This window comes from Winogradskyella sp., from assembly GCF_028289625.1.
Taxonomy (GTDB): domain Bacteria; phylum Bacteroidota; class Bacteroidia; order Flavobacteriales; family Flavobacteriaceae; genus Winogradskyella.
In genome coordinates this window covers 1-24,556 of sequence record NZ_JANQOM010000061.1, presented here as the reverse complement: position 1 = coordinate 24,556, position 24,556 = coordinate 1, and the positions used below count along the sequence as shown (strand labels likewise).

Below are 24,556 nucleotides of genomic sequence, written 5' to 3'. Positions count from 1 at the left end.
TACAATATTAAGTATGATTTTAGAAATGAAAGTGCCTTCACCAGGCGAGTCTATTACAGAAGTAGAAATAGCAGAATGGTTAGTTTCAGATGGTGATTATGTTGAGAAAGATCAGGCGATTGCTGAGGTTGATAGTGATAAAGCGACCCTCGAGTTACCGGCTGAGGCTAGTGGTACTATTACGCTGAAAGCAGAAGAAGGTGATGCAGTAGCCGTTGGAGAAGTGGTATGTTTAATTGATACTAGTGCTGAAGCACCAGAAGGGTCAGATACGTCAGCAAAAGAAGACACTTCGACAAGCTCAGCAACCAAGGAAGAGACTGCTACGAAAGAAGAAATAAAAGCAGCACCTGTTGCATCTAAAACTTATGCTACAGGGACACCAAGTCCAGCAGCAAAGAAAATATTGGATGAAAAGGGGATTGATGCGAGTTCTGTTTCAGGAACTGGAAGAGATGGAAGGATAACAAAAGACGATGCTGTTAATGCTGTGCCATCCATGGGAACTCCTACAGGAGGCAATAGAGGTACTTCTCGTAGCAAAATGTCGATGCTGCGTCGTAAAGTAGCCGAACGTTTGGTTGAAGCTAAAAATACCACAGCAATGCTGACGACCTTTAATGAGGTAGATATGTCTCCAATCTTCGATTTGCGCAAACAATATAAAGAAGATTTTAAGGCAAAGCATGGGGTAAGCCTTGGATTTATGAGCTTCTTTACTTTAGCTGTAGTAAGAGCTTTAAAACTATATCCAGCTGTTAACTCAATGATCGATGGTAAGGAAATGATTACCTACGATTTTGTGGATATTAGTATTGCTGTTTCAGGACCTAAAGGCTTAATGGTACCGGTCATTAGAAACGCAGAGAATTTAACGTTTAGAGGTGTTGAATCTGAAGTTAAGCGTTTAGCAATAAGAGCAAGAGATGGCCAAATCACTGTTGATGAAATGACAGGGGGTACATTTACGATATCTAATGGAGGTGTATTTGGAAGTATGTTGTCTACACCTATTATTAACCCTCCACAAAGTGGTATTTTAGGAATGCATAATATTGTAGAACGACCTGTTGCAATAGCTGGCAAAGTAGAAATTCGCCCAGTAATGTTTGTAGCCTTATCTTATGATCACAGAATTATTGATGGAAGAGAATCCGTTGGATTCTTGGTAGCAGTTAAAGAAGCACTCGAAAATCCTGTAGAGCTATTGATGGATAATAATCCCAAAAAGGCTTTAGAGATGTAAGGCAAGAAAAATAATAACTAAAAAAGCGCAATTCTTCTGAAGATTGCGCTTTTTTTACTCTTAAGTAACAAGAGCAACTAACTAAAATTAACTAAAAAAATTAACAGCTATATTTGCTGAGATGACTACAACAGAACTTACTATTAATAGTATCATAAATAATCTATCCCTTTTTGCCATATTGTCTTTCATTGTACGCATGGTGTATGTTGTTAAAAAAGCTCTGAGCTTTAGGTCAGACCAGAGCTTTTGAGAATTTAATCTGAGGCATTGTTGGTTAATAGCTCTGTAAAATTCCGAATAATTATAATACCATACTATACGTAGAACTACGTATTTTTTGACTTTTTTTCATAAAAAGAGCCCCGAACATTGTCCGAGGCTCAAATAATCCCCTAAGAACTAATTAATAGCTCGTTATTAACCCTTAATTAATAACATTGTAAATGTCATAAATAAAACAATATCATACTATACGTAGAACTACGTATTTTTAGAGATATTTTTGATTTTCTTTAGCGAAAAAATACAAACTTGCTGATTTTGAGTCTAATGCGAGTTTACGACGGATATTATTTTTGTGTTTTTCTACCGTTCTTGTCGAAATAAAGAGCTCATTTGCTATTTCAGTGGCTGTTTTATTGGCTCCAATAAGTCTAAAAATTTTAGTTTCAGCTTGAGTAAGGGAGTCTAATCCATCAGGAGCCTTATCTACTTCGATATAAGCCAAAAGATCAGGGCTAAAGTAAGGCTTGTCTTTAATAACCGAGTGTATGCAATGTTCTATTTCGTCTAATGCAAATTCCTTTAGGACGTAGCCGTAGATACCCAATTTCTTGGCGTCGTTATATATTTTTTCATCCTTCTCAAAAGTAATAAGTATAATCTTTGTGTTAATGTTGGCTGCTTTACACTTCTTGGCAATTTGTAAGCCTGAGTAAAAAGGCATCTTAATATCTAAGATGGCAATGTCTGGGACATGAGCCTTTATTAATGCGAGAGCTTCTTTACCATTTTTTGCACTTGCTAGGACATTGAAATCATTCTCAGACAAAAAATCCTCAAGACCTTTAAGCACCAAAGGGTGATCGTCTGCAATTATGATGGTTGGATTCATTTTGCTATTAATTCAACTAGGGACTTAAATATACTAAGAATCTTTAGGTAATGAAATTTCCTTTAATTTTAAGTACAGATATTTTTTTTCATAGTCAATAATAGCCTTCCCTTTTTTTAGTATATCGGCACCGATAATCCCATCAACTGGATCGGCATTGTGATTAATAAGACCGTTGTTAACGTGCGAAAGGTTAAATAAAATTAAGACGATACGATTTTTTTTCCACGTTCCAATCTTTAAATGGTTTGAATTGGAAATCTGGGTCATCATGTTAGAGGCACCAGCCCCTACGGCTTTTATCTCCGAGTCTTTTACTTTAAGTTTAAAACGGTCAATTGCCTCAAAACCAACACAACTACTCGATGCACCTGTGTCTACAATGAATCTCCCTTTTACGCCATTTATGGAAGCCTTAATTTCAAAATGATTGGTTGTAGTCAGTTTGAGTTTTATTTTGGAATAGCCTTTATTGAGAAGAAAATCTTTTAATGTTTCCATTTTTAAAATTTGTGCAAATATAATACTCTAAACGATTATTTTTGAAAAATGATTATAACAGATACACATACACATTTATATAGTGAAGCTTTCGAAGAGGATAGGTCGGATATGATTAAGAGAGCTATAGAAAGTAATGTTACTCGTTTTTTTGTTCCCGCTATTGACTCTACCTACACGGAGTCCATGTTACAGCTAGAAAAAGATTTTCCACAACATATATTTTTAATGATGGGTCTTCACCCAACGCATGTTAAAATCGATTATAAAAAGGAATTAGAACATGTAGAACAGATGCTACAATCCCGAAAATTTTATGCTGTTGGAGAAATTGGGATTGATTTGTATTGGGACAAAACCACTTTGGATATTCAGATTGAAGCTTTTAGGCATCAAATAAATTTAGCAAAACAGTATAAACTGCCAATTGTTATTCATTGTCGTGAATCTTTTGATGAAATTTTCCATGTTTTAGAGCAAGAGAAGTCAGAAGATTTATTCGGAATTTTTCATTGTTTTACAGGTACCTTGAAAGAAGCACACAAGGCCATATCTTACAATATGAAGTTAGGGATTGGTGGTGTAGTGACTTTTAAAAACGGGAAAATAGATCAGTTTATTAATCAGATAGATTTAAAACATATTGTCCTAGAAACAGACGCACCCTATCTAGCACCTAAACCTTATCGGGGCAAAAGAAATGAGAGCCAATATATTAATAAGGTATTAGAAAAATTATCCGAACTTTACGGAATTAGCAAAGAAGCGATTGCGAAAATCACGACGGAAAATTCAAAACAAGTATTTGGAATTTAATATATGAGAAAACCTAATATTCTACTGATATACACAGGTGGTACCATTGGAATGCTAAAAGAAGCTGATACAGGTGTACTTAAAGCCTTTGATTTTGATAGTTTACTGGTAAGGATTCCAGAAATAAGATTATTAGACTGTGTTGTGGAGACAGTATCTTTCGGTGAGCCAATAGATTCTTCAAATATGAATCCAGAATATTGGGAAAACATGGCCAGAATTATCGAAATTAATTATGAAGATTATGATGGATTTGTTGTATTGCATGGTAGCGATACGATGAGTTATTCGGCTTCTGTTTTAAGTTTTATGCTAGAAAATCTAGAAAAGCCAATCATATTTACAGGATCTCAATTACCTATTGGTGATTTACGTACGGATGCTAAAGAAAATCTGATCACTTCAATTCAACTAGCGTCACTACACAAAGAAGGAATTCCAACTATAAGGGAAGTGTGCTTATATTTTGAATACAAACTTTACAGAGGAAACAGAACGACGAAGATTAATGCCGAACATTTTGAAGCCTTTGACTCCCCAAATTACCCAACTTTGGCAGAATCTGGCGTTCACCTAAAAATTAATCATGAGTTTTTGATAAAGGAAGAATTTAAGGAAAAGCTCATTGTAAGAACGCAATTAGATACAAATATTGGGGTACTGAAATTATTTCCAGGTATTTCTGAGCCTTTGGTGAAAGCCATCTTAGATACAAACGGTTTAAAAGGTCTAATTATTGAAACTTATGGCTCAGGAAATGCAACTACAGAAAAATGGTTTGTGGACTTACTTAGAAAAGCTATCGCCAAGGGGTTGCACATTATTAATGTTACGCAATGTTTTGGCGGTAGCGTTATTATGGGAAAATATGCCACAAGTTCCCAATTAAAAAGTATAGGTGTTATATCTGGTAAGGATATAACCACAGAAGCTGCAGTGGCTAAATTGATGTACCTTTTAGGATACAATATTAGCTTTGAAGAATTCCAATTTTATTTTGAAAAACCGTTAAGAGGTGAAATGACCTAAAATTAACGGCTCAAATTTTAGTGTTTAACATTTTTTTTGTTATTTGGCACACCGTAATTTTTAATAAAACCTACAGAGAGGTGGCCGAGTGGTCGAAGGCGCACGCCTGGAAAGTGTGTATACTCCAAAAGGGTATCGAGGGTTCGAATCCCTTCCTCTCTGCATAGATTTTAAGGAAAGGTTACATTATTTTTTTTATCTTTAACACTTTAACTAATAAAATTAAGATTAAGAACAATGAAAAGATTATTTTCTATCCTTGCCATTACTTGTTTAATGGCTATCGGAACTGTTAACGCTAATGCAACAACTTTAGCATCTACAACAGCAACAGCAACAATAACAACTGTGACTCAAGACGATGCTCCTGCAGAAGATTTGAGTTTCCACCAAGAATTAAAAAAGCGTTTTATTGAAGGTGGACCAGGCTTTATGGGTATTGTACTATTATGTTTAATTCTTGGTTTGGCGATTGCTATAGAGAGAATTATCTTCTTAAATCTTTCGACAACAAATACTAAAAAATTAACCCAAAATGTAGAAGATGCACTAGCTTCCGGTGGAATCGAAGCGGCTAAGGAAGTATGTAGAAATACTAAAGGACCTGTTGCTTCTATTTTCTATCAAGGTTTAGACAGGGCTGATGAAGACATTGATGCTGCCGAGAAAGCAGTAGTAGCTTATGGTGGTGTGCAAATGGGACAGTTAGAAAAGAACGTATCCTGGATATCTTTATTTATTGCCTTAGCACCAATGCTTGGTTTCATGGGTACGGTAATTGGTATGATTCAAGCTTTCGATAAAATCGAAGCAGCAGGTGATATGCAGCCTTCATTGGTAGCGGGTGGTATTAAAGTAGCACTTTTAACAACAGTATTTGGTCTTATTGTGGCTATTATTCTTCAAATATTCTACAATTACATTATTGCTAAGATTGATAGTATTGTAAATGATATGGAAGATGCCTCAATCACTTTAATGGATTTGCTAGTAAGACACAAAAAATAATAAAGACCGAACTAAATTATGTTACACAAAATATTAAGAATAGTAGCTTTAGTTATTAGCTTAGCTGGTATTATTTTCCTTGGAAGAATAATAGCGGAGGGTGATGATGAAATTAAAGCAGCAGCTTTGGCAGGGGATACTGCCATAGTCGATCCATTGGCAATAGTTGCCTATATTATATTGGGTCTGGTTCTATTATTTGTGGTGGTTTTTGTTGTTAAAAATCTATTCACAAATACTTCAGGCTTAAAAAATACGTTAATAGGAATAGGAGCATTCGCAGCAGTATTAATTATATCATATGTCATTTCGGTTGGGCCAGATGAATCATTTGCCAAAGGGCTATACAAATATGGTGATACAATGGCTTCTGAAAGTGAATCAAAAGTAGTAGGAGGAGGTTTAATTGCTTTCTATATTTTGATAGTTATTGCAGCAATCTCAATGATTTTCTCTGGCGTTAAAAAAACAATCAGTAAATAATAAGGCATGGCAAAAAGAGCAGCACCAGAAGTAAATGCAGGATCGATGGCTGATATTGCCTTCTTATTACTTATCTTCTTTCTAGTAACAACAACGATAGAAAAAGATAAAGGATTATTAAGAAGTTTGCCACCTATCGATGACTCTGAAGTTGAACCACCTGTAATTAAGCAAAAAAATCTTTTTACGGTTTTAATTAACCGTCGTAACCAACTGCTTGTAGAAGAAGAGCAAATGGAGTTGAAAGATTTAAGACAAGCTGCAATTGATTTCCTAGATAATGGAGGAAGTACAAATGCAGAAGGTGAGACTTGCGATTATTGTAAAGGAAAAAAAGACCCATCATCGTCCGACCATCCAGATAAGGCGATTATATCCATGAAGCATGATAGAGAAACATCCTACGAACAGTACATGGATGTTCAGAATGAACTTGTTGCCGCTTATAATTTCTTAAGAGAGCGCGAAGCAGAGCGCTTGTACAAGAGATTTTACCCTGATGCGGAGAATGTTTATAAAGCTATGCTGGCGGAGAAAGAAAAGAACCAATTTAGCAAGGATACCATTTTAAATAGTCGTATTGAGACTATTAAGAAATTATATCCTATGAAATTATCCGAAGCAGAACCAGATAAAAGTTAAAAAGTAACACATATGTCAAAGTTTAAAAAAGGAAAATCAGGAGATTTGCCAGCGATTTCGACGGCATCTTTACCAGATATTGTATTTATGTTGCTTTTCTTTTTCATGGTAGCAACAGTAATGCGCGATAGTAGTTTAATGATTGAGAATGTACTACCAAGTGCAGATCAGGTAGAAAAGCTGAAGAAGGACAGAACGGCATTTATTTATGCTGGTAAACCAAGTAGTTCATTTTCGCAATTGGGAACAGAACCTGTTATCCAATTTAACGATGCTATAATAAGTGTTGAGGAAGTGCAATCAAGTGTATTGGCTGCACAGGCAGAATTGATTGAAGAATTACAACCTAAATTTGTAGTGGGTCTTAAAATAGATAAAAACACTCATGCAGGTTTGGTGTCAGACATTAAACAAGAACTCAGAAAGGCAAATACATTAAAGGTAATGTATATTGCTAATGCTAGAGCAGAATAAATAATAGTCTTAATTTTATACAGAAGCGTCCTGATGAAACAATCAGGACGTTTTTATTTTATGTCGTTTAAAAGATTTTGTAGATTTAGCTTTATGAAGAATGTGCAACTGGTTTTTATACTTTTTATAAGCTGTTTTTGTTTTTCGCAGAATGATGATAATTCGGATACATCAGAGTTATACAAGAACTATCGAGAAGATCAGTTTTACATTTCGGTTACTTACAATCTTCTAGGAGCAAGGCCTAATGGCGTTAATCAAAATGGGTTTTCAACTGGATTTCATTTCGGTTTTATTAGAGATATGCCAATTAACGAAAGAAGAAATGTAGCTATAGGTATAGGGCTGGGATTATCTTCAAATTCTTATAACCAGAACATTTCTATTTTAGAGACTAATGATGAGATTACCTTTAACATTATAGACGAGAGTGAAGTTAATGTCTCTAGAAATAAGTTTACCACTTATTTGTTAGAAGTACCTTTTGAGTTTAGATGGAGGACATCTAGTGCTACAGATTATAATTTTTGGAGAATATACTCTGGCTTTAAAATAGGATACCTTTTTTATAATTCTACAAAGTTTATAAGCGATAGTGGTGATGTAAAACTATCTAATATTGATGAATTCAATAGGCTTCAATATGGTCTAACTCTTAGTGCAGGCTACGGAACCTGGAATTTCCATGCCTATTATGGACTTAATGCAATTTTTGACAACTCAGTAAGACTGAACGATCAACCTATAGATATGAGATTTTTCAAAATTGGTTTAATGTTCTATATACTATAACCAATAATTCATCAATACTAACTGCGGAAAGAGGCCTGTAAATACACCAATAATCAACTCTTGATTAGTATGAGCCTTTAAATGCAAACGCGATGTTGCAATGGCTCCCAAAATAATCATCATTAAGGCAATTGTACCATTAATGTTTATTTTAAAATGAATACCAATGGCTATGGCAAACATAAAAAAGCCAGAAGCAGCAATCATATGTATGCTCGCTTTTACTTTAAAAACAGCCATGATGAAACATGCTAACGTAGAACATAATATACCTAAAAAGAAATAGTACAATTCAATGATTTCATTAGGTGATAAAACACGTATAAGAATCAATGTAATGATAACACAATTTATAACTAAAGGGATTAAGCGTTCTTTAGTACTTTTTAAGTAAATGGTCTCCACCCTATTTATGGTTTTAAGTAAAAAGAAAAGCAGTATAGGAAGTATAATCGTTAATATAATGATAGAGAAAATTTTAGCATTCCTAATAGGCTCTGGGATAAAACGAGGAGTTTTATGAAAATAAAAAATAACACCAAGCAAAGGCATAATTAATGGATGAAAAACAAACGATATGCTTCTTAGAATAAAATCTTTCATCCATTATTTTGTTTATTATAGCTCCTTTCTTAATCGAGCTACCGGAATATCTAATTGTTCTCTGTATTTAGCAACAGTGCGTCTGGCGATTGGGTAACCTTTTTCTTTAAGGATTTTTGAAAGGGCTTCGTCAGTTAGAGGTTTCTTTTTGTTCTCTTCTTCAATAACCGTTTCGAGAATCTTTTTTATTTCTCTTGTGGATACTTCTTCACCTTGGTCGTTGGTCATGGATTCGGAAAAGAACTCTTTAATCAACTTGGTTCCATAAGGTGTATCAACATACTTACTATTGGCTACTCGAGATATTGTAGAGACATCCATATCGATTTCGTCTGCAATATCCTTTAAAATCATAGGGCGCAGTTTACGTTCGTCACCAGTTAAAAAATAGTCTTTTTGATAGTGCATTATGGCACTCATCGTTACAAAAAGAGTTTGCTGGCGTTGCCTTACAGCTTCAATAAACCACTTCGCAGCGTCTAATTTTTGCTTGATAAACAGTACAGCATCTTTTTGAGCTTTAGACTTATCTTTACTGTCCTTATAACCTTTAAGCATATTGTTATATTCCCTAGATACATGAAGCTCAGGTGCATTTCTACCATTCAAAGTCAATTCTAATTCACCATCAACTATTTTAATGGCGAAGTCTGGTACAATATGCTCAACGATTTTGTTATTGCCTGCATACGAACCACCTGGTTTAGGATTAAGCCGTTCGACTTCCTCAATAGCATCTTTGAGTTCTTCTTCATTAACACCGAATTTTTGCATCAACTTTTTATAGTGCTTTTTTGTGAACTGTTCAAAAGCTTTGTTGATGATTGCAGATGCCAACTCTACATCAGGGTTTTGCTCTTTTCTGCTCAACTGAATACTAAGACACTCTTGAAGATTTCTCGCACCAACACCAGCAGGATCTAATTGTTGTACAACCTTAAGCACTTTTTCTACCTCTTCTTCTGTAGTGTAAACATTTTGGGTAAAAGCCAAATCATCAGTAATATCTGATAGCGAACGACGTATGTAGCCGCTTTCATCTACACTGCCCACTAAGAAATAAGCAATCTCTTCTTCTTGTTCAGAAAGCCTAAATGTGTTTAATTGATTCGTTAAGTGCTGGGTGAATGAAGTTCCCGCAGCATATGGCACACGCTTTTCTTCATCATCCGAACTATAATTATTGGCTTGTGTACGATAATCAGGTATTTCATCATCGCTCAAATATTCATCGACATTGATATCCTCGGCATCGATGGTTTCATTATCATTAAAGTCATCTACAGAATTATCAAATTCATCAAAACCATCGTCAGATGTTTCGGATTCCTTTCCAGTATCTAATGCAGGGTTTTCTTCTAATTCTTGCTTTAAACGTTGCTCAAAAGCCTGTGTGGGTAGCTGTATCAACTTCATTAGTTGAATCTGCTGAGGCGATAGCTTTTGCGAAAGTTTAAATTGTAAATATTGCTTTAACGACATAAAATTTCCTTAATGATAAAGGTAATTAAAACTCTGCATTTTGAGGTGTTCTAGGATATGGAATTACATCTCTAATGTTGCTCATTCCGGTCGCAAACATAACCAAACGTTCAAATCCTAAACCAAAGCCAGAATGTACGGCAGTTCCGTATTTACGAAGTTCTAGGTACCACCACAATTCCTCTTCTGGTATGTCTAATGCTTTCATTTTTTCTTGTAATACCCCTAAGCGCTCTTCACGTTGAGATCCACCAACCATTTCACCAACACCTGGGAAAAGCACATCCATAGCTCTTACCGTTTTTCCATCGTCGTTTAGTCGCATATAAAAGGCTTTAATATTGGCGGGATAATCAAACAAAATCACAGGGCATTTAAAATGTTTTTCTACAAGGAAACGTTCGTGCTCTGATTGTAAATCTGCTCCCCATTCTTCAATGAGATAGTTAAACTTTTTCTTTTTGTTTGGCTTACTATTGCGTAGAATATCTATAGCTTCAGTATAACTTACCCGCTTAAAGTTATTGTCTACAACAAACCTAATTTTATCAATTAAGTTCATCGGACTTCGCTCGGCTTGAGGTAATTTTTCCTCTTCTTTTCGCAAGCGCTCATCTAAAAACTCTAAATCTTCTTTATTATGTTCTAGAGTATAGCTAAGTACTGATTTTAGAAAATTCTCGGCCAAATCCATGTTTCCGGCCAAATCCATAAAAGCCACTTCTGGCTCTATCATCCAGAATTCTGCCAAATGACGGGATGTATTAGAGTTTTCTGCTCTAAATGTTGGGCCAAACGTATAAACTTTCCCAAGGGACAAGGCGTAAGTCTCAGCTTCTAATTGACCAGAAACCGTGAGGTTAGTTTCTTTTCCGAAGAAGTCTTCTTTGTAATTAACGTCTCCATCATCAGTCAACGGTGGATTTTTAGCATCTAAAGTACTTACGCGGAACATTTCGCCTGCACCTTCGGCATCGCTACCAGTAATTATTGGTGTATGCATATTATAAAAGCCATTTTCAGTAAAATACTTATGAATGGCGAACGATAACGAAGAACGTAAGCGCATTACTGCACTAAATGTATTAGTTCTCGTACGTAAGTGTGCATTTTCCCTTAAAAATTCAAATGAATGCTTTTTGGGTTGAATTGGATATGTTTCTGGGTCAGAATCCCCTAAGATTTCCAATTCTTTAACTTGTATCTCTACAGATTGACCTTTTCCTTGGCTTTCCACCAATTCACCTGTAACATATACAGCAGCACCAGTTGTAATCCGCTTTAGGAGATTTTCTTCAAAATTTTCAAAATCAACAACACACTGTATATTATTTATAGTAGAACCATCATTTAAAGCAATGAAGCGATTTGCCCTAAAAGTTCTTACCCAACCTTTTACGGAAACATCTTGTAAAGTGATATCTTCTGATAATAATTCTGCTACGGTTTTTGTTGTCATTTGTAATGATTTTGAAAATGCTAAGATAATTGTTCTTGATTTTTTTCCATACGTTCTTCAGGTTCATCTTCTGAAGGGATAATATCTATTGCTGGTTTGCGCAATACTTCCTTATTGGCAATGTTACGTTCTAATGATAATAAAAGTGATGGTAATAATAATAAATTAGAAAGCATGGCAAACAATAAGGTTATGGATACCAATGCACCTAGAGCAACTGTGCCACCAAAACTCGAAATGGTAAATACCGAAAATCCGAAGAAAAGTACTATTGAAGTATAGAACATACTAATGCCTGTCTCACGCAATGCAGCATAGACGGATTTTCTGATTTTCCAATGATTGGCTTGCAACTCTTGTCTGTATTTTGCCAAGAAATGTATTGTATCATCCACCGAAATTCCAAAAGCAATACTGAAGACCAATATTGTTGATGGCTTTATAGGTACTCCTAAGTAGCCCATTAAACCAGCAGTGACTAAAAGTGGTAATAAATTAGGGATAAGGGATACTATAATCATTCTAACGGAACGAAATAAATAAGCCATAAACAACGAAATCAAGAAAATAGCCAGTGATAATGAAATGACCAAGTTTCTTACCAAATATTTTGTACCTTTCTGAAATACCAAGGCCTTGCCAGTCATGGTAACTTCATAACGTTCCTCGGGGAATAGCTTATCAATTTTATTTTGAAGTGTTTCTTGAATACGCTCCATTTTATCAGTACCGATGTCTTTCATAAATGTAGTGACTCGAGCATACTGGCCTGTACTATCCACAAAATTCTTTAACAGATCAACATCTGATGACGAGTTCTTGGCATAAGACAAAATGAAGCTGTTTTCCTGACTAGTAGGTAATTGATAATATTTTGGGTTGCCGTTATAATAAGCCTGTTTACTATATTTTACTAGGCTTACCACCGAAATAGGTTTGGATAATTCTGGGATGTCTTCAATAAGTTCTTCAAGCTCATTGATACGCCTCAAGGTAGCCAACTTCATTACGCCCTTTTTACGCTTGGTGTCTACCATGATTTCCAGTGGCATAATGCCATTAAATTCATCTTCAAAAAAGCGGATATCCTTAAAAAATTGTTTGTTTTTCGGCATGTCTTCGATTAAACTGCCAGAAATCTCAATTTTGTTTATACCAATCATACTCCCCATAATCAAAATCAGTGCAGTAACATAAATGGTAATTTTCTTATGCTTAACCATCCGCTCCATCCAATCTACAAATCCACCAATCCAACGTTTATTAAGATGTTCTAAGTGACGTTCTTTGGGATAAGGCAAAAATGTATACATTATAGGTATAATGAGCAGGCATAAGATGAATATGGCAAGGATGCTCAACGAAGCAACAAGACCAAATTCCTTTAGCAATTTGCTTTGTGTTAGGATAAAGGTAGCAAAGCCGGAAGCAGTCGTAACATTGGTCATCAACGTGGCATTACCAATTTTAGTGATGACACGCTGAAGCGATTTTACTTTATTGCCATGAGACCTTACCTCGTGCTGGTATTTGTTGATCAAAAAGATACAATTAGGTATACCAATAACTATAATCAATGGCGGGATTAAAGCTGTTAGGACAGTAATCTCATAACCCAGTAAACCCAATATTCCAAAGGTCCACATCACCCCAACACAAACCACTATCAGTGAAATAAATGTGGCTCTAAAAGATCTAAAAAACAAAAAGAAGATTAAAGACGTTATAAAAAGAGCGGCACCAATAAATATGGGTATTTCATCAACAATATTTTGTGAGTTGAGTGTTCTAATGTATGGCATGCCAGAAACTCTGACATCAAGATTGGTTTTTGTCTTAAAATCCTCAATTTTTTTATCTAGAATATTGATTATAAAATCTTTCCTAGCCGATGTATTTACAATCTCTTTCTTAAGATAAATAGCTGTTCGTATCGTCTTAGTTTCTGTATTAAACAAGAAGTTATCATAAAAAGGATACTTTTTGAATAAGTCTTCTTGAAGCGCATTTATTTCCTCAATACTTGTAATAGAATCTTTAATAAAGGGTTCTAAATCGAACTGTTCTTTCTGGGTATTTTTAACTAATTTTTGAAGATCCTTAATGGATAATACAGTCTCTACTTCATCATAAGATTTAAAAGACTCGGCTAGCCTGTTCCATTTATTAAGTTGTTCTACAGAAAAAACGGTTGAGTCTTTTACGCCCAAAACAACAAGATTGCCTTCTTCCCCAAAGACTTTTAGAAAGTCATTATAGATAAGATTAACCTCATGGTCATCGGGCAACATATTGGCTTCAGTATAGGTGAAGCGCATGTGTTTCCACTGCATACTAAAAAACACAGTTGCTGCGATTACAGCGATGAGAATGAAGATTTTATTGCGAAGAATTAATCTTGCAACGGCTTCCCAAAAACCTATGGTTAATAGTTTAAACATACCTCGTCTAAAATGAGCCGCAAAGGTAGAAAAAACCTAAGGATTCTTAATGGGAATTAAGTTTAATTAACGTCACTTTACCGTATTAATTCTAGAGGAATGGTTTTAACAATTTGTTAGGTAAGAATTTTCGGGGATTTTATTATCTTGAAAGTAAAATCAAAGTGTTATGAAAAAGACTTCCATCCTTCTATTGTTTCTTATTCATGTATTCTTTTCTTTCGTAAATGCTCAGGTAAATAATGAAATTGCACGTCATACTTTTGCGGAGAAAATCTACTTGCAGACTGATAGTCAAATTTATACAGCTAATTCAACAATTTGGTTTAAGGCTATTGTCGTTAATGCTGCAACACTTACTGGTGTTATCTCTAGTGGTGTGCTTTATGTGGATTTGATAAATGAGAAAGATGAAGTTGTCAATAGTAAAATAATTAAATTAACTAAAGGCTTAGGTAATGGTCATTTTGATGTAGCTTCGAGTATAGAGCATGGTTTATATCGTGTAAGGGCATATACGGAATGGAACAAGAACTTTTTAAATGATTTCGTGTTTATTAAACCGATACAAATTGTTACCGATGAATTTAAAGCAGAACCAATTGAAATTAAAAACTCTCAAAACAAAATTTTAAGCCTATCGGATAAAGCATTAAGCAGAGTTGACATTGATGTGCAATTTTTTCCTGAAGGAGGGAAACTCATTCATAATATTTCAAGTAAGGTTGGATTTAAAGCCATTGATCAAAATGGAATGGGTGTACCTGTTGAAGGAGAAGTTCTAGATGACACTAATGCTGTAGTAGCTCAGTTTAAGAGTAACAGTTTAGGAATGGGTCATTTTATCTTCAATAATCCTAATAGCAGTAAAATCTACAAATCGAGAATTACAGCTATACATGGTGAAACAACAGAAAAGATTGTGTCTCTACCTAAGATATATAATGAAGGTCTTACGATGCAAGTTTATGATGATATAGATTATATAAACATAGAATTTAACTCAAACTCATACCTAAATGATATCATATCCCTTAAAGGATATTCGAGAGGAATCACCTATTTAGACGAAGATTTAAAACTAGAAAACAGCGGTAGTGATATTTCAATCCCTAAAACTGATTTCCCTGAAGGCATTATTGTATTTGCGGTTTATGATCAACAATCGAGAATCATTGCAGAACGTTTGTATTTCAATAAAAATGGAATGTCTAGCATAAATATTAGTGCCAAGCTAAATAAGCAAACATTTAATGTGCGAGAGGAAGTGGTAATTTCAATGCAAGCAGAAGCTGAGTTGAAATCTACTAACACAAACAATTTCGACACTTCCGTTTTGGTATTGGATAAATCGCGCATAGATATGGAAGATTCTCAAAGAGGCAATGTTTTAACCTATTTGCTACTAACTACGGATTTAAAAGGTCATATCGAATCACCACATGTTTACTTTGAAACTGATAGTGCGCATAATATTGATGATTTAATGCTTACTCAGGGTTGGAGAAATTACAAATACGATAATACCATTAACAATGTCTTTGAATATAGAAAGGAAATGGGCATACCGTTTAAAGGTATAGTAAAAACAAAGCAATCTAAGGTCGAAGACACCAGCAAGGATTTTGTAGTGATGGATTTAGAGGGAGAACTGGCTTTGCTTAGTATGACTTTAAATGTTCCAAGCAATTTTTATTTTGAAATTGAAGATTTAATGGGTGATTTCAATAAAATATTAATGCAACCATCAAATGCTAATGAGAAAGAAAGTAGTATTGACGTTGTTATGTCAAAAAAACCGACATTGGCTGTAGAGAAGCATATGAAAGGAGCAGCAATTGTCAATGAGACTATCTATAAGGATATTATAAAAAAACAGAGTGAAATAATGCAAATTGAAAAAGATTATTTTGAGAATTTGTACGGAAGCATTCAATTAGATGAGGTGGAAGTTTATGGGTACACTATGACACCCAAACGTCGAGAAATGGCAGAAAAGTATGGCTTACCAGATACAGTTATTGATGGTGAGGACATAAGAAAGAATATCACATATTCTGACAGACTGGGAGATGTATTAGTGGGATTTGGGGACAAGGTGGTTATAAATAGTGTAATCCGCCCAACATCTGCTCGTCCTACTGTATTAAGAATCGGTACTGCTCGGGGTGGAAAATGCCACGTAAATATGGTTGTAGTTGATGGAATTCCGGTTAATGAATATAGTCACTATTTGGTTGAAGAAATACCTGCATCAGAAGTGACAAGTTTTGAAATCATTGATGATCCTCAGAAAATAAAATTTTTGTATGCGGAAGTATTTAACACAATTCCACCATCTGGATTATTATTGGGAAGTATATTGTCTATTTATACACGTAATGGAAAAGGCTTATTTGGCGCTTTGAAACCTAACAAAAAGCAAAGCATATTTAATGTTCAAGGATTTTCTCCAACAAAGGAATTTTATATTCCAAGGTATGATGTGGAAGACAATTTTTATATGAATAAGCCCGATTATCGTCAAACTATTTATTGGGAACCGCATGTACAAATGAAGGATAGCGAAAAAGCACTAGTTAAGTTTTACCACTCGGATAATAAGGGTGATTTTGTTGTTGTTTTAGAAACCATATCTAAGGAAGGAAAGATTGGTTATGCAGAATTAGAGTACAGTGTACAAGAAAATAACACTAGTGATTGAAAAAAATCTATAAAGACATGCTAAATGTAAATTTAAAATCAATTTTGTCTTCAAAATTTGGGTTTTGAGCTATAGCCTTAGTCATCATAATTTAACTTGCTTAGAAGCAAAGCCTAACGGAAAAAGGTTTCTGTTTTCGGTTATTTTGTTTTTTCAGCTTTGCATTTTTGGTGCTCTACATGCCCAAATAGCAGATGCTTTTGCTCATGAGGCCCTAGCCGAGAAGGTTTACCTTCAGTTAGATAACAATGTTTATACAACGGATAATACCATTTGGTTCAAAGCTATCGTAGCAAACGCTACTTTACACAATTCTCACATTACCAGTAATATACTGTATGTAGATTTAATAAGTTTTGAAGAAAAGGTTGTTGATTCAAAGGTCATTAAACTTAAAAAGGGAGTCGGGCAAGGTTATTTTGACTTGAACAGTACCTATCCCGAAGGTGTTTATCAGATTAGAGCATATACCGAATGGAACAAAAACTTTGGTTACAACTTTGTTTTTGATACTTACATACAGATTTTTTCAGATTTAGAAAACGAATTCTCTAGTGCAGGAATTGATAATGTAAGACGTATTGATTCCTCTAACACGGCCTATAAATTTCGAGCAGACTTATATCCAAATCGAATCGATTCTAAGCATAGTAAATCCTTAAAGGTTTTTATCAATATTGATGATAAAAGAGATTCTACATGGTTAAACAAATCTCGAGATTCTAAGTTTATTTTAGATTTTTTGGTTCCAAAGAATGCAAAACAAGTAAAGATTGGGTATCAAACAGAGTTTGGATTAGAATATGAAAATGCCTTTTCTCCAACTCTAAATACTGTTGATATTCAGTTTTTTCCTGAAAGTGGAAAATTAGTTGAAGGTCTTAGCTCAAAAGTTGGTTTTAAAGCTGTTAACGTTAATGGAAAAGGCGTTCCTATAGAGGGCAAGATATTGAACAAAAAAGGCGAATTAATAACAAATTTTAAAAGTAATAGGTTGGGTATAGGGAGTTTTGAATTGCCTTTTGTTACTGCTTCGGAAGACTACATAGCATCGATAGTATCTATTGATAACAAACAATTTAATAAAAGAGTTTTGCTCCCTAAAATCTATAACCAAGGAGATGTGTTAAATGTTTCTGAGAGAAATGATATCATTACTGCTGCTGTATTTTCGAATTATAGAATGGATGAAACTACATATTTAAAGGTAGCTTCTAGAGGTTATCAATACTATTATTTGAAAGCACAACTCATCAATGGTAGATATATTTTTTCAATCCCCAAAAAAACACTTCCAGAGGGAGTGATTGTTCTTACGGTTTTGGATCAAAACGAATTACCAATAGCAGAACGCTTATATTTCAACGAAAGGAATGATATGCGATTTGTGGTTAAAGCAGCACTAGATAAATCAATCTACAAACAACGCGAAGAAGTTAAAATGACTTTAGAAACTTTAAGTTCTGATAAGTCGGATTTAATATCTAATAATTCAGTACTTGTAATTCAAAAAGAAAGATTTGAGCATTCAAGGATATCAAGACCAAACATTTTATCGTACATGCTTTTATGTTCGGATCTAAAAGGTCGCATTGAGTCGCCTAACATGTACTTTAGGGAAGATACTGAATTAAATATAGACCATTTAATGCTCACACAAGGGTGGCGAAATTACAAGTATAAAAAACCTATACAAAAGTTAAATTATAAACAAGAAAAGAACCTAACTGTTTCGGGTATTGTAAATATTAAAGATAGTAGATTAAAAAAAAGGCCTTTAGACTTGATGCTTATAACATTTGACTCCGAAAAAATAATCCAAACTCAAGAAATAGTGGCACCAGGTAGTTTTACTTTTGACCTTCCGGACATGTATGGGGAACTTAAAGATATCATTATCGTACCCATAAGTATAGCGCAGAAAGAGAAACAGAAGTATACAATCGCTTTAACAAAAAAGAAGCCGCTATCAATCAATTACGATTTTAGAAAAAGAGTAGTAGTTATTGACAGTATAGTAGAGAATATTTTAGAAGACAACAGATATAATAAGCAAGTTGAAGATAGGTTCTTTGAGGACTTAACAGGAGTTACACAATTAGAAGAAGTATTTCTTGAAGGGTATAAAATGACACCAGAACGACAGGAAATGTTCGATAAGTATGGAAGGCCAAATATGGTTATAGAGGGTGAAGAAATTAAAGAAAAAGAAGAAGATTGGTCATATGGTTTATACAGTGTGCTAATGTTTTCCTATCCAGACAAGATCCGCGTGTCCCGAAATCCTTATACGGGTGATCTACAAGCAAAATCTTTAGTTGGAGGCAGAGGCCATGTAACCATAATCTTTATTGATGGTGTTCCAGTTCAAAAAAATGATTACTCCTTACTTCAATACATGAGAGTTGATGAGATAAAAAGTTTTGAGTTAATTGACTTCCCCAAAGACTTTTTAAAACTTTACTTAAAATTAAATCCTGGAGCTAGACCACCTTTTCCAACAGGAAGTATTATTTCTATTTTTACAAAATCTGGTAATGGATTGTACGATACCTTAAAATCTAGAAAAACGGTTACAGTTAATAGCGTACCAGTATTATCTGTAAAAAAAGAATTCTATATTCCAAAATACGACGATGAGCAGCGACCATTTGAATTTAATGAGCCAGACCTACGTTCTACAATCTTTTGGAAACCTGTTTTAATGACCAATGAGAAAGGGTTTTCAGAACTAAGCTATCACCACTCAGACAATACAGGTGATTTTACGGTGGTTATTGAATCCGTATCTGATGATGGAAGGTTAGGTTACAAAGAGTTGCAATACAGCGTGGAACCAAATGATTAAAGTGTTAGGTTAAATGTGAACTTAAAAGCGATATTGTCTTCAAAATTTGGGAGGTGATAAGCACCATAACGATAGGCAAAACTCAATCCGAAACCGAAAAGTAATTTGTTTATTTCAAAACCAGATTCTGAGTATCCATGATTTAGAGTATCAAAGGTGATTCCTTGATGTCTATCTATGCTATTCATATCTCCAAGGGCATAACGCGAAATAAGCACCAATTGGGGCTTGAACCATTCAGAGATTTTAAATGGACTAAAAAAATGCTTAACCTGAAAAGTCATAAACTTATCACTAAAAAACTCATTAAAAAACATAGTTTCAAAACTGTTAAGACCAGCCACCGAAAAACGTTGCAATATGGTTTCTTTAGTAATATTATTTGGGTAAGCATGATATAAATGTGTAAGCGGCGTCTCACCGCCAGCGATACCTGTAACCAAAGTTAGATTGGTTGAAGCATCATTTTTATGGTTGAATTTTTGAACTGTTCTGAAGTCTAGCTTTGAAAAATTAAAATCACTACCAAATACAGACTTAAAACCTTGTGTAACTTGTAGCGTAAATTTTGGATACCCATCCTTGGTTTCAACAATTCGGTCATCGATTAAATCGAATTGACTAAAAGGGCTCCATTGTAAGCTCAGTTTAGCTGTACTTAGATTGAAGGTGTTAAAAGTTTCATCATCTAAAACAAAGTTGTAATTGTAAGTTGGGTTTACTCTACTGTTAGCAAATTGGGTTTCGGATAGTAGATGATTAGATATTTTATGTTGTAAACCCACGGACTTTGTGATATGCCTGTGAAATAAGTTTATATTTAAGAGTCGTGGTTCAAAAAAAGTAAAAAACCGCTTGTCGGTCAAAAAAGTTGAACTTCCTGTCTCTTGCAAATCATCCGTGTACGATAAGTTAATCCAGGTATTTGATGCTTCGTTAACTCTAAAGCCACCTCCGATACTATACTTATAGCGCTCGTCTAAAAACCCGTATACTAAATAACCGTTTATTCTGTATTTTTTGGAAAAACGCTCATTAGTGATACCGCCCAACCCTGTTCTGATTCCTTCAAACTGATTATATTTTATGAGATATCTAAGGTCTAGATTAAAGAAACCGATAGGTAAATAACCATTACCAATATTTTTTAAGAATTCGGCTTTTTTAATGGAGTCTCTTGCTACTTTCGAAGAATCTCTTTCTTTAGAAATAGGATTTTGAGCAAAGCTGTTTGTTGCAAGACAAAGAAGAAAAACAACAAATAGATGCTTTAGCATTTAAGAGGGTTAAATTTAAAATTAGAAAAAGTAGATACTCTGTTTTTGAGGTCAGAAATTATATCAATTATTTAAGGAACAGAATAATAACGTACTCTATCTAAACCGTCATAATCTCACCTTCCTTAACATCAAGAATTTGATCTATTTTCTTAACGTAAGAATCGGTAAGTTCTTGTATGTCTATTTCTGAATTCTTTTGAAAATCTTCTGAAACATCCGATTTCTTAATATCATTCATGGCATCCTTACGGGCATTACGTACACCAATCTTAGCGTCTTCAGCTTCAGATTTAGCCTGTTTGGCCAGTTCCTTTCTGCGTTCTTCAGTTAATGGAGGAACATTGATAATAATCATTTCTCCATTATTCATAGGATTAAAGCCCAAATTGGCAAGCATAATGCCGCGTTCAATTTCTTGAAGCATGCTTTTTTCCCAAGGCTGAACCGAAATAGTTCTACCATCGGGTGTATTAACATTAGCAACTTGATTTAGCGGAGTCTGTGAGCCATAATAGTCTACCATTACACTTCCTAGCATAGCAGGACTAGCCTTACCAGCTCTAATATTAACCAACTGCTTTTCTAAATGCTTTAGGGCATTTTCCATAGCTTCTTTAGCAGTGTCTATTATAAATTGAATGTCTTCGTTCATAGTATTTAAATTTTTAATGGAGAGCTATCAAAAGTTACGCCAAACTAAAGGTTAACTTCAGTACCGATAGGCTCACCAGAAACTACTTTAAGTAAGTTTCCTTTTTTGTTCATATCAAAAACTATAATTGGTAATTTATTTTCTTGACTTAGCGTAAAAGCCGTGGTATCCATCACTTTTAGACCTTTACTCAACACATCGTCAAAAGTAATATAGTCAAACTTCATAGCACTGCTATCTTTTTCTGGATCTGCCGTATAAATACCATCCACACGTGTGCCTTTTAATATCACATCAGCGCCAATTTCTATAGCACGTAATACAGCTGCAGAATCGGTTGTAAAATAGGGGTTACCAGTACCACCACCAAAAATCACAACACGTCCTTTGCTTAAATGGCTCAGTGCCTTTCTTCTAATAAAAGGCTCTGCAACTTCATTAATTTTAATTGCAGTTTGCAGACGTGTTTTTACATCGGCATCTTCTAGGGCATTCTGAAGCGCCAAACCATTTATCACGGTGGCTAGCATTCCCATATGGTCACCTTGCACACGGTCCATACCATTCATGGCACCAGCTACACCTCTAAAAATATTTCCTCCACCAATAACTATAGCAACTTCTACGCCGAGATCAGTAATTTCCTTTATGTCTTGCGCATATTCTGCCAAACGCATTGGGTCAATCCCATATTGGCGATCTCCCATCAAGGCTTCACCAGATAGTTTAAGTAGTATTCTTTTATATTTCATTAGATTATTTGAAAGTTGAACAAAGCTAAACAATTATTAGCATCTGTAAAAGTGAAAAAAAACCAAAAAAAGAGCCTTTGTGGTAAAGGCTCTTTATAATTTGACTTTGCTATTGTTAGGCAGATTATCCTAAGGCAACGCGTTTAAATACAGTAATTTCAACATCACCAATAGTCTTTACGTAATCAGCAACACTCACTTTACTATCTTTAATAAATGCTTGATTCACTAAAGTATTGTCCTTAAAGAAACGCTTTAATTTACCTTTAGCAATATTGTCTAACATAGCTTCTGGCTTGCCTTCTTGACGTAATTGATCTTTAGCAATCTCAATTTCTTTCTCAATAGTTGCGGCATCAACACCTTCTTCATTAAGTGCTATTGGGCTCATTGCAGCAGCTTGCATAGCGACATCTTTAGCAACAACATCAGCACCCTCTACATTTGCAGATAAACCTACTAAGGTCGCAATTTTGTTACCAGCGTGGATATAAGAACCAACGTAAGGTGCTTCTATTTTTTCAAAAGCATTAATGTCTAACTTTTCGCCGATAACACCAGTTTGCTCAATTAACTTCTCTGCTACTGTGATGCCGTTGAAATCAGCAACTAAAAATTCTTCTTTAGAATTATAGTTTAATGCTAAGTCAGCTAAATCGTGTGCTAAAGCCACGAAGTTTTCGTTCTTACCAACAAAATCAGTTTCACAGCCTAAAACGATAGATACACCAGCCGTTTTAGCGTCATTTACTTTTGCAATTGCAGCACCTTCGGTAGACTCTCTGTCTGCTCTCTTAGCAGCAACTTTTTGTCCTTTTTTGCGTAGGATTTCAATGGCTTTGTCAAAATCACCATTTGCTTCAACTAATGCCTTTTTACAATCCATCATACCAGCACCAGTAGCTTTTCTTAATTTATTTACATCTGCAGCTGTAATTTTTACAGTATTTTCCATAGTTATTAAATTTAAAAAGTCGATTAATTGATTCTCAGCAAAGAAAAGAATTAAACGACTTCTACATATGTTCTTATTGTTATTTTATTCTTCTTCTTGAACTGCTACTTCTGCTTTTTCAGCTTTTTTAGTGGCTGCTGGGCTTGTCGAAGCATCAGTTTTTGCTTTATTATCCTTTTCGGCACGTTCTGCTTTTCTTTCGTTTAAGCCATCTTCGATAGCTGAAGCAACGATAGATAACACTTTGTTTATAGATTTTGAAGCATCATCGTTTGCAGGAATCACATAATCTACCTGACGTGGATCAGAGTTTGTGTCTACCATGGCAAAGATTGGAATGTTCAATTTCTGTGCTTCCTTAATAGCAATGTGCTCGCGTAAAATGTCAACCACAAATATTGCACCAGGTAAGCGGGTCATGTCAGATATAGAACCTAAGTTCTTTTCTAACTTGGCACGTTGACGATCCACCTGTAAACGTTCTTTCTTTGATAACGAATCGAAAGTACCGTCTTTTTTCATACGATCTATAGAGGCCATTTTCTTAACGGCTTTTCTAATCGTAACAAAGTTGGTTAACATACCACCTGGCCAACGCTCAGTAATGTATGGTTGGTTAACAGCACCTGCTTTTTCGGCAACGATGTCTTTTGCCTGCTTTTTTGTAGCAACGAATAAGATTTTCTTACCTGAGGCTGCAATTTTACTTAAAGCAGCGCAAGTCTCTTCGATCTTAGCAGCGGTTTTGTAAAGGTTAATGATATGGATTCCGTTGCGCTCCATGTAAATGTAAGGCGCCATGTTTGGATTCCATTTGCGGGTTAGGTGTCCGAAGTGTACACCTGCTTCTAGTAGTTCTTTTACTTCTACTTTTTCCATTTTTTGTAATAGTTTACGTTCTGTTGAATTAGCAATGACTAAGTGGTGGCTTTCGCTTGCCTCAGTCATTTAGATGCTAAACTAAATCCTGACGGTAACCGTCATGGACAACAATAACTGGTTTTTTACCTGAACTCGTTTCAGGTTCTTTTCAATAAAATGCCAACTCGTGGCTAAATTTAATTTTTTCTGTCACATTGAGCGTAGTCGAAATGTCTTAATTAGCAAAAGCGAATAGATTATTTCTCGACTTCGCTCGAAATGACAGAAGGAATTTGAAAACAAATCCCCAATTTTGTGTTGGATATTAACGTTTAGAGAACTGGAATTTCTTACGCGCTTTCTTCTGACCGAATTTCTTACGCTCTACCATTCTTGGATCTCTAGTTAATA

At 34.8% G+C, this 24,556-nt stretch carries 22 protein-coding genes and 1 tRNA gene; 11 read left to right on the top strand and 12 right to left on the bottom strand.

What is annotated here, in order from left to right; genetic code table 11:
- Positions 1 to 13: 13 nt before the first annotated feature.
- Positions 14 to 1,246 carry a 2-oxoglutarate dehydrogenase complex dihydrolipoyllysine-residue succinyltransferase gene (gene odhB / locus Q0992_RS11965; RefSeq protein WP_299524476.1) on the top strand — a complete coding sequence of 411 codons (1,233 nt, stop codon included), beginning with the start codon at positions 14 to 16 and terminating at the stop codon, positions 1,244 to 1,246.
- A gap of 493 nt (positions 1,247 to 1,739) precedes the next feature.
- On the opposite strand, the gene Q0992_RS11960 is transcribed toward odhB, so the two are convergent.
- Both Q0992_RS11960 and Q0992_RS11955 read right to left on the bottom strand, forming a co-directional pair.
- A complete protein-coding gene (locus Q0992_RS11960) occupies positions 1,740 to 2,363 on the bottom strand; it encodes a response regulator transcription factor (protein ID WP_299524473.1) in 624 nt (207 codons plus the stop codon).
- A 33-nt stretch (positions 2,364 to 2,396) separates the two neighbouring features.
- Positions 2,397 to 2,864, bottom strand: coding sequence for a TIGR02281 family clan AA aspartic protease (locus Q0992_RS11955; RefSeq protein WP_299524471.1), 468 nt, complete (start codon positions 2,862 to 2,864; stop codon positions 2,397 to 2,399).
- A 48-nt stretch (positions 2,865 to 2,912) separates the two neighbouring features.
- Here Q0992_RS11955 and Q0992_RS11950 point away from each other — a divergent pair, with 48 nt between their 5' ends.
- From Q0992_RS11950 to Q0992_RS11915, 8 genes are all read left to right on the top strand, one after another.
- Positions 2,913 to 3,680 (top strand): TatD family hydrolase, encoded by a 768-nt coding sequence (locus Q0992_RS11950; protein WP_299524468.1) that lies wholly within the window; start codon positions 2,913 to 2,915, stop codon positions 3,678 to 3,680.
- Between the two features lie 3 nt (positions 3,681 to 3,683).
- Positions 3,684 to 4,709: an asparaginase gene (locus Q0992_RS11945; protein ID WP_299524465.1), complete on the top strand. Its 1,026-nt coding sequence runs from the start codon at positions 3,684 to 3,686 to the stop codon at positions 4,707 to 4,709.
- A gap of 74 nt (positions 4,710 to 4,783) precedes the next feature.
- A tRNA-Ser gene (locus tag Q0992_RS11940) sits at positions 4,784 to 4,871 on the top strand.
- Positions 4,872 to 4,946: 75 nt separating this feature from the next.
- The gene (locus Q0992_RS11935; RefSeq protein WP_299524462.1) at positions 4,947 to 5,717 is read left to right on the top strand and encodes a MotA/TolQ/ExbB proton channel family protein; all 771 of its coding nucleotides are present in this window, start codon (positions 4,947 to 4,949) and stop codon (positions 5,715 to 5,717) included.
- Positions 5,718 to 5,735: 18 nt separating this feature from the next.
- Positions 5,736 to 6,200, top strand: coding sequence for a hypothetical protein (locus Q0992_RS11930; protein WP_299524459.1), 465 nt, complete (start codon positions 5,736 to 5,738; stop codon positions 6,198 to 6,200).
- A gap of 6 nt (positions 6,201 to 6,206) precedes the next feature.
- Complete coding sequence (locus Q0992_RS11925) at positions 6,207 to 6,842, top strand: biopolymer transporter ExbD (RefSeq protein WP_299524456.1); 636 nt, start codon at positions 6,207 to 6,209, stop codon at positions 6,840 to 6,842.
- 12 nt (positions 6,843 to 6,854) lie between these two features.
- Positions 6,855 to 7,316: a biopolymer transporter ExbD gene (locus Q0992_RS11920; protein ID WP_299524453.1), complete on the top strand. Its 462-nt coding sequence runs from the start codon at positions 6,855 to 6,857 to the stop codon at positions 7,314 to 7,316.
- A gap of 93 nt (positions 7,317 to 7,409) precedes the next feature.
- Positions 7,410 to 8,108 (top strand): porin family protein, encoded by a 699-nt coding sequence (locus Q0992_RS11915; protein WP_299524451.1) that lies wholly within the window; start codon positions 7,410 to 7,412, stop codon positions 8,106 to 8,108.
- Here Q0992_RS11915 and Q0992_RS11910 read toward each other — a convergent pair.
- Genes Q0992_RS11910 through Q0992_RS11895 form a run of 4 tightly spaced genes read right to left on the bottom strand, consistent with a single transcriptional unit; the run spans position 8,103 to position 14,093 of the window.
- The gene (locus Q0992_RS11910) at positions 8,103 to 8,711 is read right to left on the bottom strand and encodes a hypothetical protein (RefSeq protein ID WP_299524448.1); all 609 of its coding nucleotides are present in this window, start codon (positions 8,709 to 8,711) and stop codon (positions 8,103 to 8,105) included. The genes Q0992_RS11915 and Q0992_RS11910 overlap by 6 nt on opposite strands.
- 15 nt (positions 8,712 to 8,726) lie before the next feature.
- The gene (gene rpoN / locus Q0992_RS11905; RefSeq protein WP_299524445.1) at positions 8,727 to 10,193 is read right to left on the bottom strand and encodes an RNA polymerase factor sigma-54; all 1,467 of its coding nucleotides are present in this window, start codon (positions 10,191 to 10,193) and stop codon (positions 8,727 to 8,729) included.
- A 25-nt stretch (positions 10,194 to 10,218) separates the two neighbouring features.
- Positions 10,219 to 11,652 (bottom strand): asparagine--tRNA ligase, encoded by a 1,434-nt coding sequence (asnS, locus tag Q0992_RS11900; protein WP_299524442.1) that lies wholly within the window; start codon positions 11,650 to 11,652, stop codon positions 10,219 to 10,221.
- 20 nt (positions 11,653 to 11,672) lie between these two features.
- Positions 11,673 to 14,093 (bottom strand): efflux RND transporter permease subunit, encoded by a 2,421-nt coding sequence (locus Q0992_RS11895; protein WP_299524440.1) that lies wholly within the window; start codon positions 14,091 to 14,093, stop codon positions 11,673 to 11,675.
- Positions 14,094 to 14,262: 169 nt separating this feature from the next.
- Between Q0992_RS11895 and Q0992_RS11890 the strand changes: the two genes are divergently transcribed.
- Both Q0992_RS11890 and Q0992_RS11885 read left to right on the top strand, forming a co-directional pair.
- A complete protein-coding gene (locus Q0992_RS11890) occupies positions 14,263 to 16,797 on the top strand; it encodes a hypothetical protein (RefSeq protein WP_299524437.1) in 2,535 nt (844 codons plus the stop codon).
- Between the two features lie 64 nt (positions 16,798 to 16,861).
- A complete protein-coding gene (locus tag Q0992_RS11885; protein ID WP_299524434.1) occupies positions 16,862 to 19,645 on the top strand; it encodes a hypothetical protein in 2,784 nt (927 codons plus the stop codon).
- Here Q0992_RS11885 and Q0992_RS11880 read toward each other — a convergent pair.
- The 6 genes from Q0992_RS11880 to rpsI all read right to left on the bottom strand — a co-directional run.
- Positions 19,642 to 20,922: a DUF5686 family protein gene (locus Q0992_RS11880; RefSeq protein WP_299524431.1), complete on the bottom strand. Its 1,281-nt coding sequence runs from the start codon at positions 20,920 to 20,922 to the stop codon at positions 19,642 to 19,644. The two genes, Q0992_RS11885 and Q0992_RS11880, sit on opposite strands and share 4 nt — an antisense overlap.
- A 100-nt stretch (positions 20,923 to 21,022) precedes the next feature.
- On the bottom strand, positions 21,023 to 21,577 hold the full coding sequence (frr, locus tag Q0992_RS11875) for a ribosome recycling factor (RefSeq protein ID WP_299524428.1): 555 nt from the start codon (positions 21,575 to 21,577) through the stop codon (positions 21,023 to 21,025).
- A gap of 44 nt (positions 21,578 to 21,621) precedes the next feature.
- Positions 21,622 to 22,329, bottom strand: a complete 708-nt coding sequence (gene pyrH, locus Q0992_RS11870) for a UMP kinase (RefSeq protein ID WP_299524425.1) — start codon at positions 22,327 to 22,329, stop codon at positions 21,622 to 21,624.
- Between the two features lie 124 nt (positions 22,330 to 22,453).
- Positions 22,454 to 23,284: a translation elongation factor Ts gene (tsf, locus tag Q0992_RS11865; RefSeq protein ID WP_299524422.1), complete on the bottom strand. Its 831-nt coding sequence runs from the start codon at positions 23,282 to 23,284 to the stop codon at positions 22,454 to 22,456.
- Between the two features lie 84 nt (positions 23,285 to 23,368).
- A complete protein-coding gene (gene rpsB, locus Q0992_RS11860; RefSeq protein WP_299524419.1) occupies positions 23,369 to 24,163 on the bottom strand; it encodes a 30S ribosomal protein S2 in 795 nt (264 codons plus the stop codon).
- A gap of 307 nt (positions 24,164 to 24,470) precedes the next feature.
- A partial coding sequence (gene rpsI, locus Q0992_RS11855) for a 30S ribosomal protein S9 (RefSeq protein WP_299524755.1) occupies positions 24,471 to 24,556 on the bottom strand: 86 nt, incomplete at its 5' end.

Excerpts from the sequence above, each read along its gene's own strand:
- Q0992_RS11910 (WP_299524448.1), bottom strand. The coding sequence starts at position 8,711 with ATGAAAGATTTTATTCTAAGAAGCATATCGTTTGTTTTTCATCCATTA.
- frr (WP_299524428.1), bottom strand. The coding sequence starts at position 21,577 with ATGAACGAAGACATTCAATTTATAATAGACACTGCTAAAGAAGCTATG.
- Q0992_RS11935 (WP_299524462.1), top strand. The coding sequence starts at position 4,947 with ATGAAAAGATTATTTTCTATCCTTGCCATTACTTGTTTAATGGCTATC.
- Q0992_RS11895 (WP_299524440.1), bottom strand. The coding sequence starts at position 14,093 with ATGTTTAAACTATTAACCATAGGTTTTTGGGAAGCCGTTGCAAGATTA.
- Q0992_RS11915 (WP_299524451.1), top strand. The coding sequence starts at position 7,410 with ATGAAGAATGTGCAACTGGTTTTTATACTTTTTATAAGCTGTTTTTGT.
- asnS (WP_299524442.1), bottom strand. The coding sequence starts at position 11,652 with ATGACAACAAAAACCGTAGCAGAATTATTATCAGAAGATATCACTTTA.
- Q0992_RS11920 (WP_299524453.1), top strand. The coding sequence starts at position 6,855 with ATGTCAAAGTTTAAAAAAGGAAAATCAGGAGATTTGCCAGCGATTTCG.
- pyrH (WP_299524425.1), bottom strand. The coding sequence starts at position 22,329 with ATGAAATATAAAAGAATACTACTTAAACTATCTGGTGAAGCCTTGATG.
- odhB (WP_299524476.1), top strand. The coding sequence starts at position 14 with ATGATTTTAGAAATGAAAGTGCCTTCACCAGGCGAGTCTATTACAGAA.
- Q0992_RS11930 (WP_299524459.1), top strand. The coding sequence starts at position 5,736 with ATGTTACACAAAATATTAAGAATAGTAGCTTTAGTTATTAGCTTAGCT.
- Q0992_RS11880 (WP_299524431.1), bottom strand. The coding sequence starts at position 20,922 with ATGCTAAAGCATCTATTTGTTGTTTTTCTTCTTTGTCTTGCAACAAAC.
- Q0992_RS11925 (WP_299524456.1), top strand. The coding sequence starts at position 6,207 with ATGGCAAAAAGAGCAGCACCAGAAGTAAATGCAGGATCGATGGCTGAT.
- Q0992_RS11960 (WP_299524473.1), bottom strand. The coding sequence starts at position 2,363 with ATGAATCCAACCATCATAATTGCAGACGATCACCCTTTGGTGCTTAAA.
- rpsB (WP_299524419.1), bottom strand. The coding sequence starts at position 24,163 with ATGGAAAAAGTAGAAGTAAAAGAACTACTAGAAGCAGGTGTACACTTC.
- Q0992_RS11890 (WP_299524437.1), top strand. The coding sequence starts at position 14,263 with ATGAAAAAGACTTCCATCCTTCTATTGTTTCTTATTCATGTATTCTTT.
- rpoN (WP_299524445.1), bottom strand. The coding sequence starts at position 10,193 with ATGTCGTTAAAGCAATATTTACAATTTAAACTTTCGCAAAAGCTATCG.
- Q0992_RS11955 (WP_299524471.1), bottom strand. The coding sequence starts at position 2,864 with ATGGAAACATTAAAAGATTTTCTTCTCAATAAAGGCTATTCCAAAATA.
- Q0992_RS11950 (WP_299524468.1), top strand. The coding sequence starts at position 2,913 with ATGATTATAACAGATACACATACACATTTATATAGTGAAGCTTTCGAA.
- Q0992_RS11945 (WP_299524465.1), top strand. The coding sequence starts at position 3,684 with ATGAGAAAACCTAATATTCTACTGATATACACAGGTGGTACCATTGGA.
- tsf (WP_299524422.1), bottom strand. The coding sequence starts at position 23,284 with ATGGAAAATACTGTAAAAATTACAGCTGCAGATGTAAATAAATTAAGA.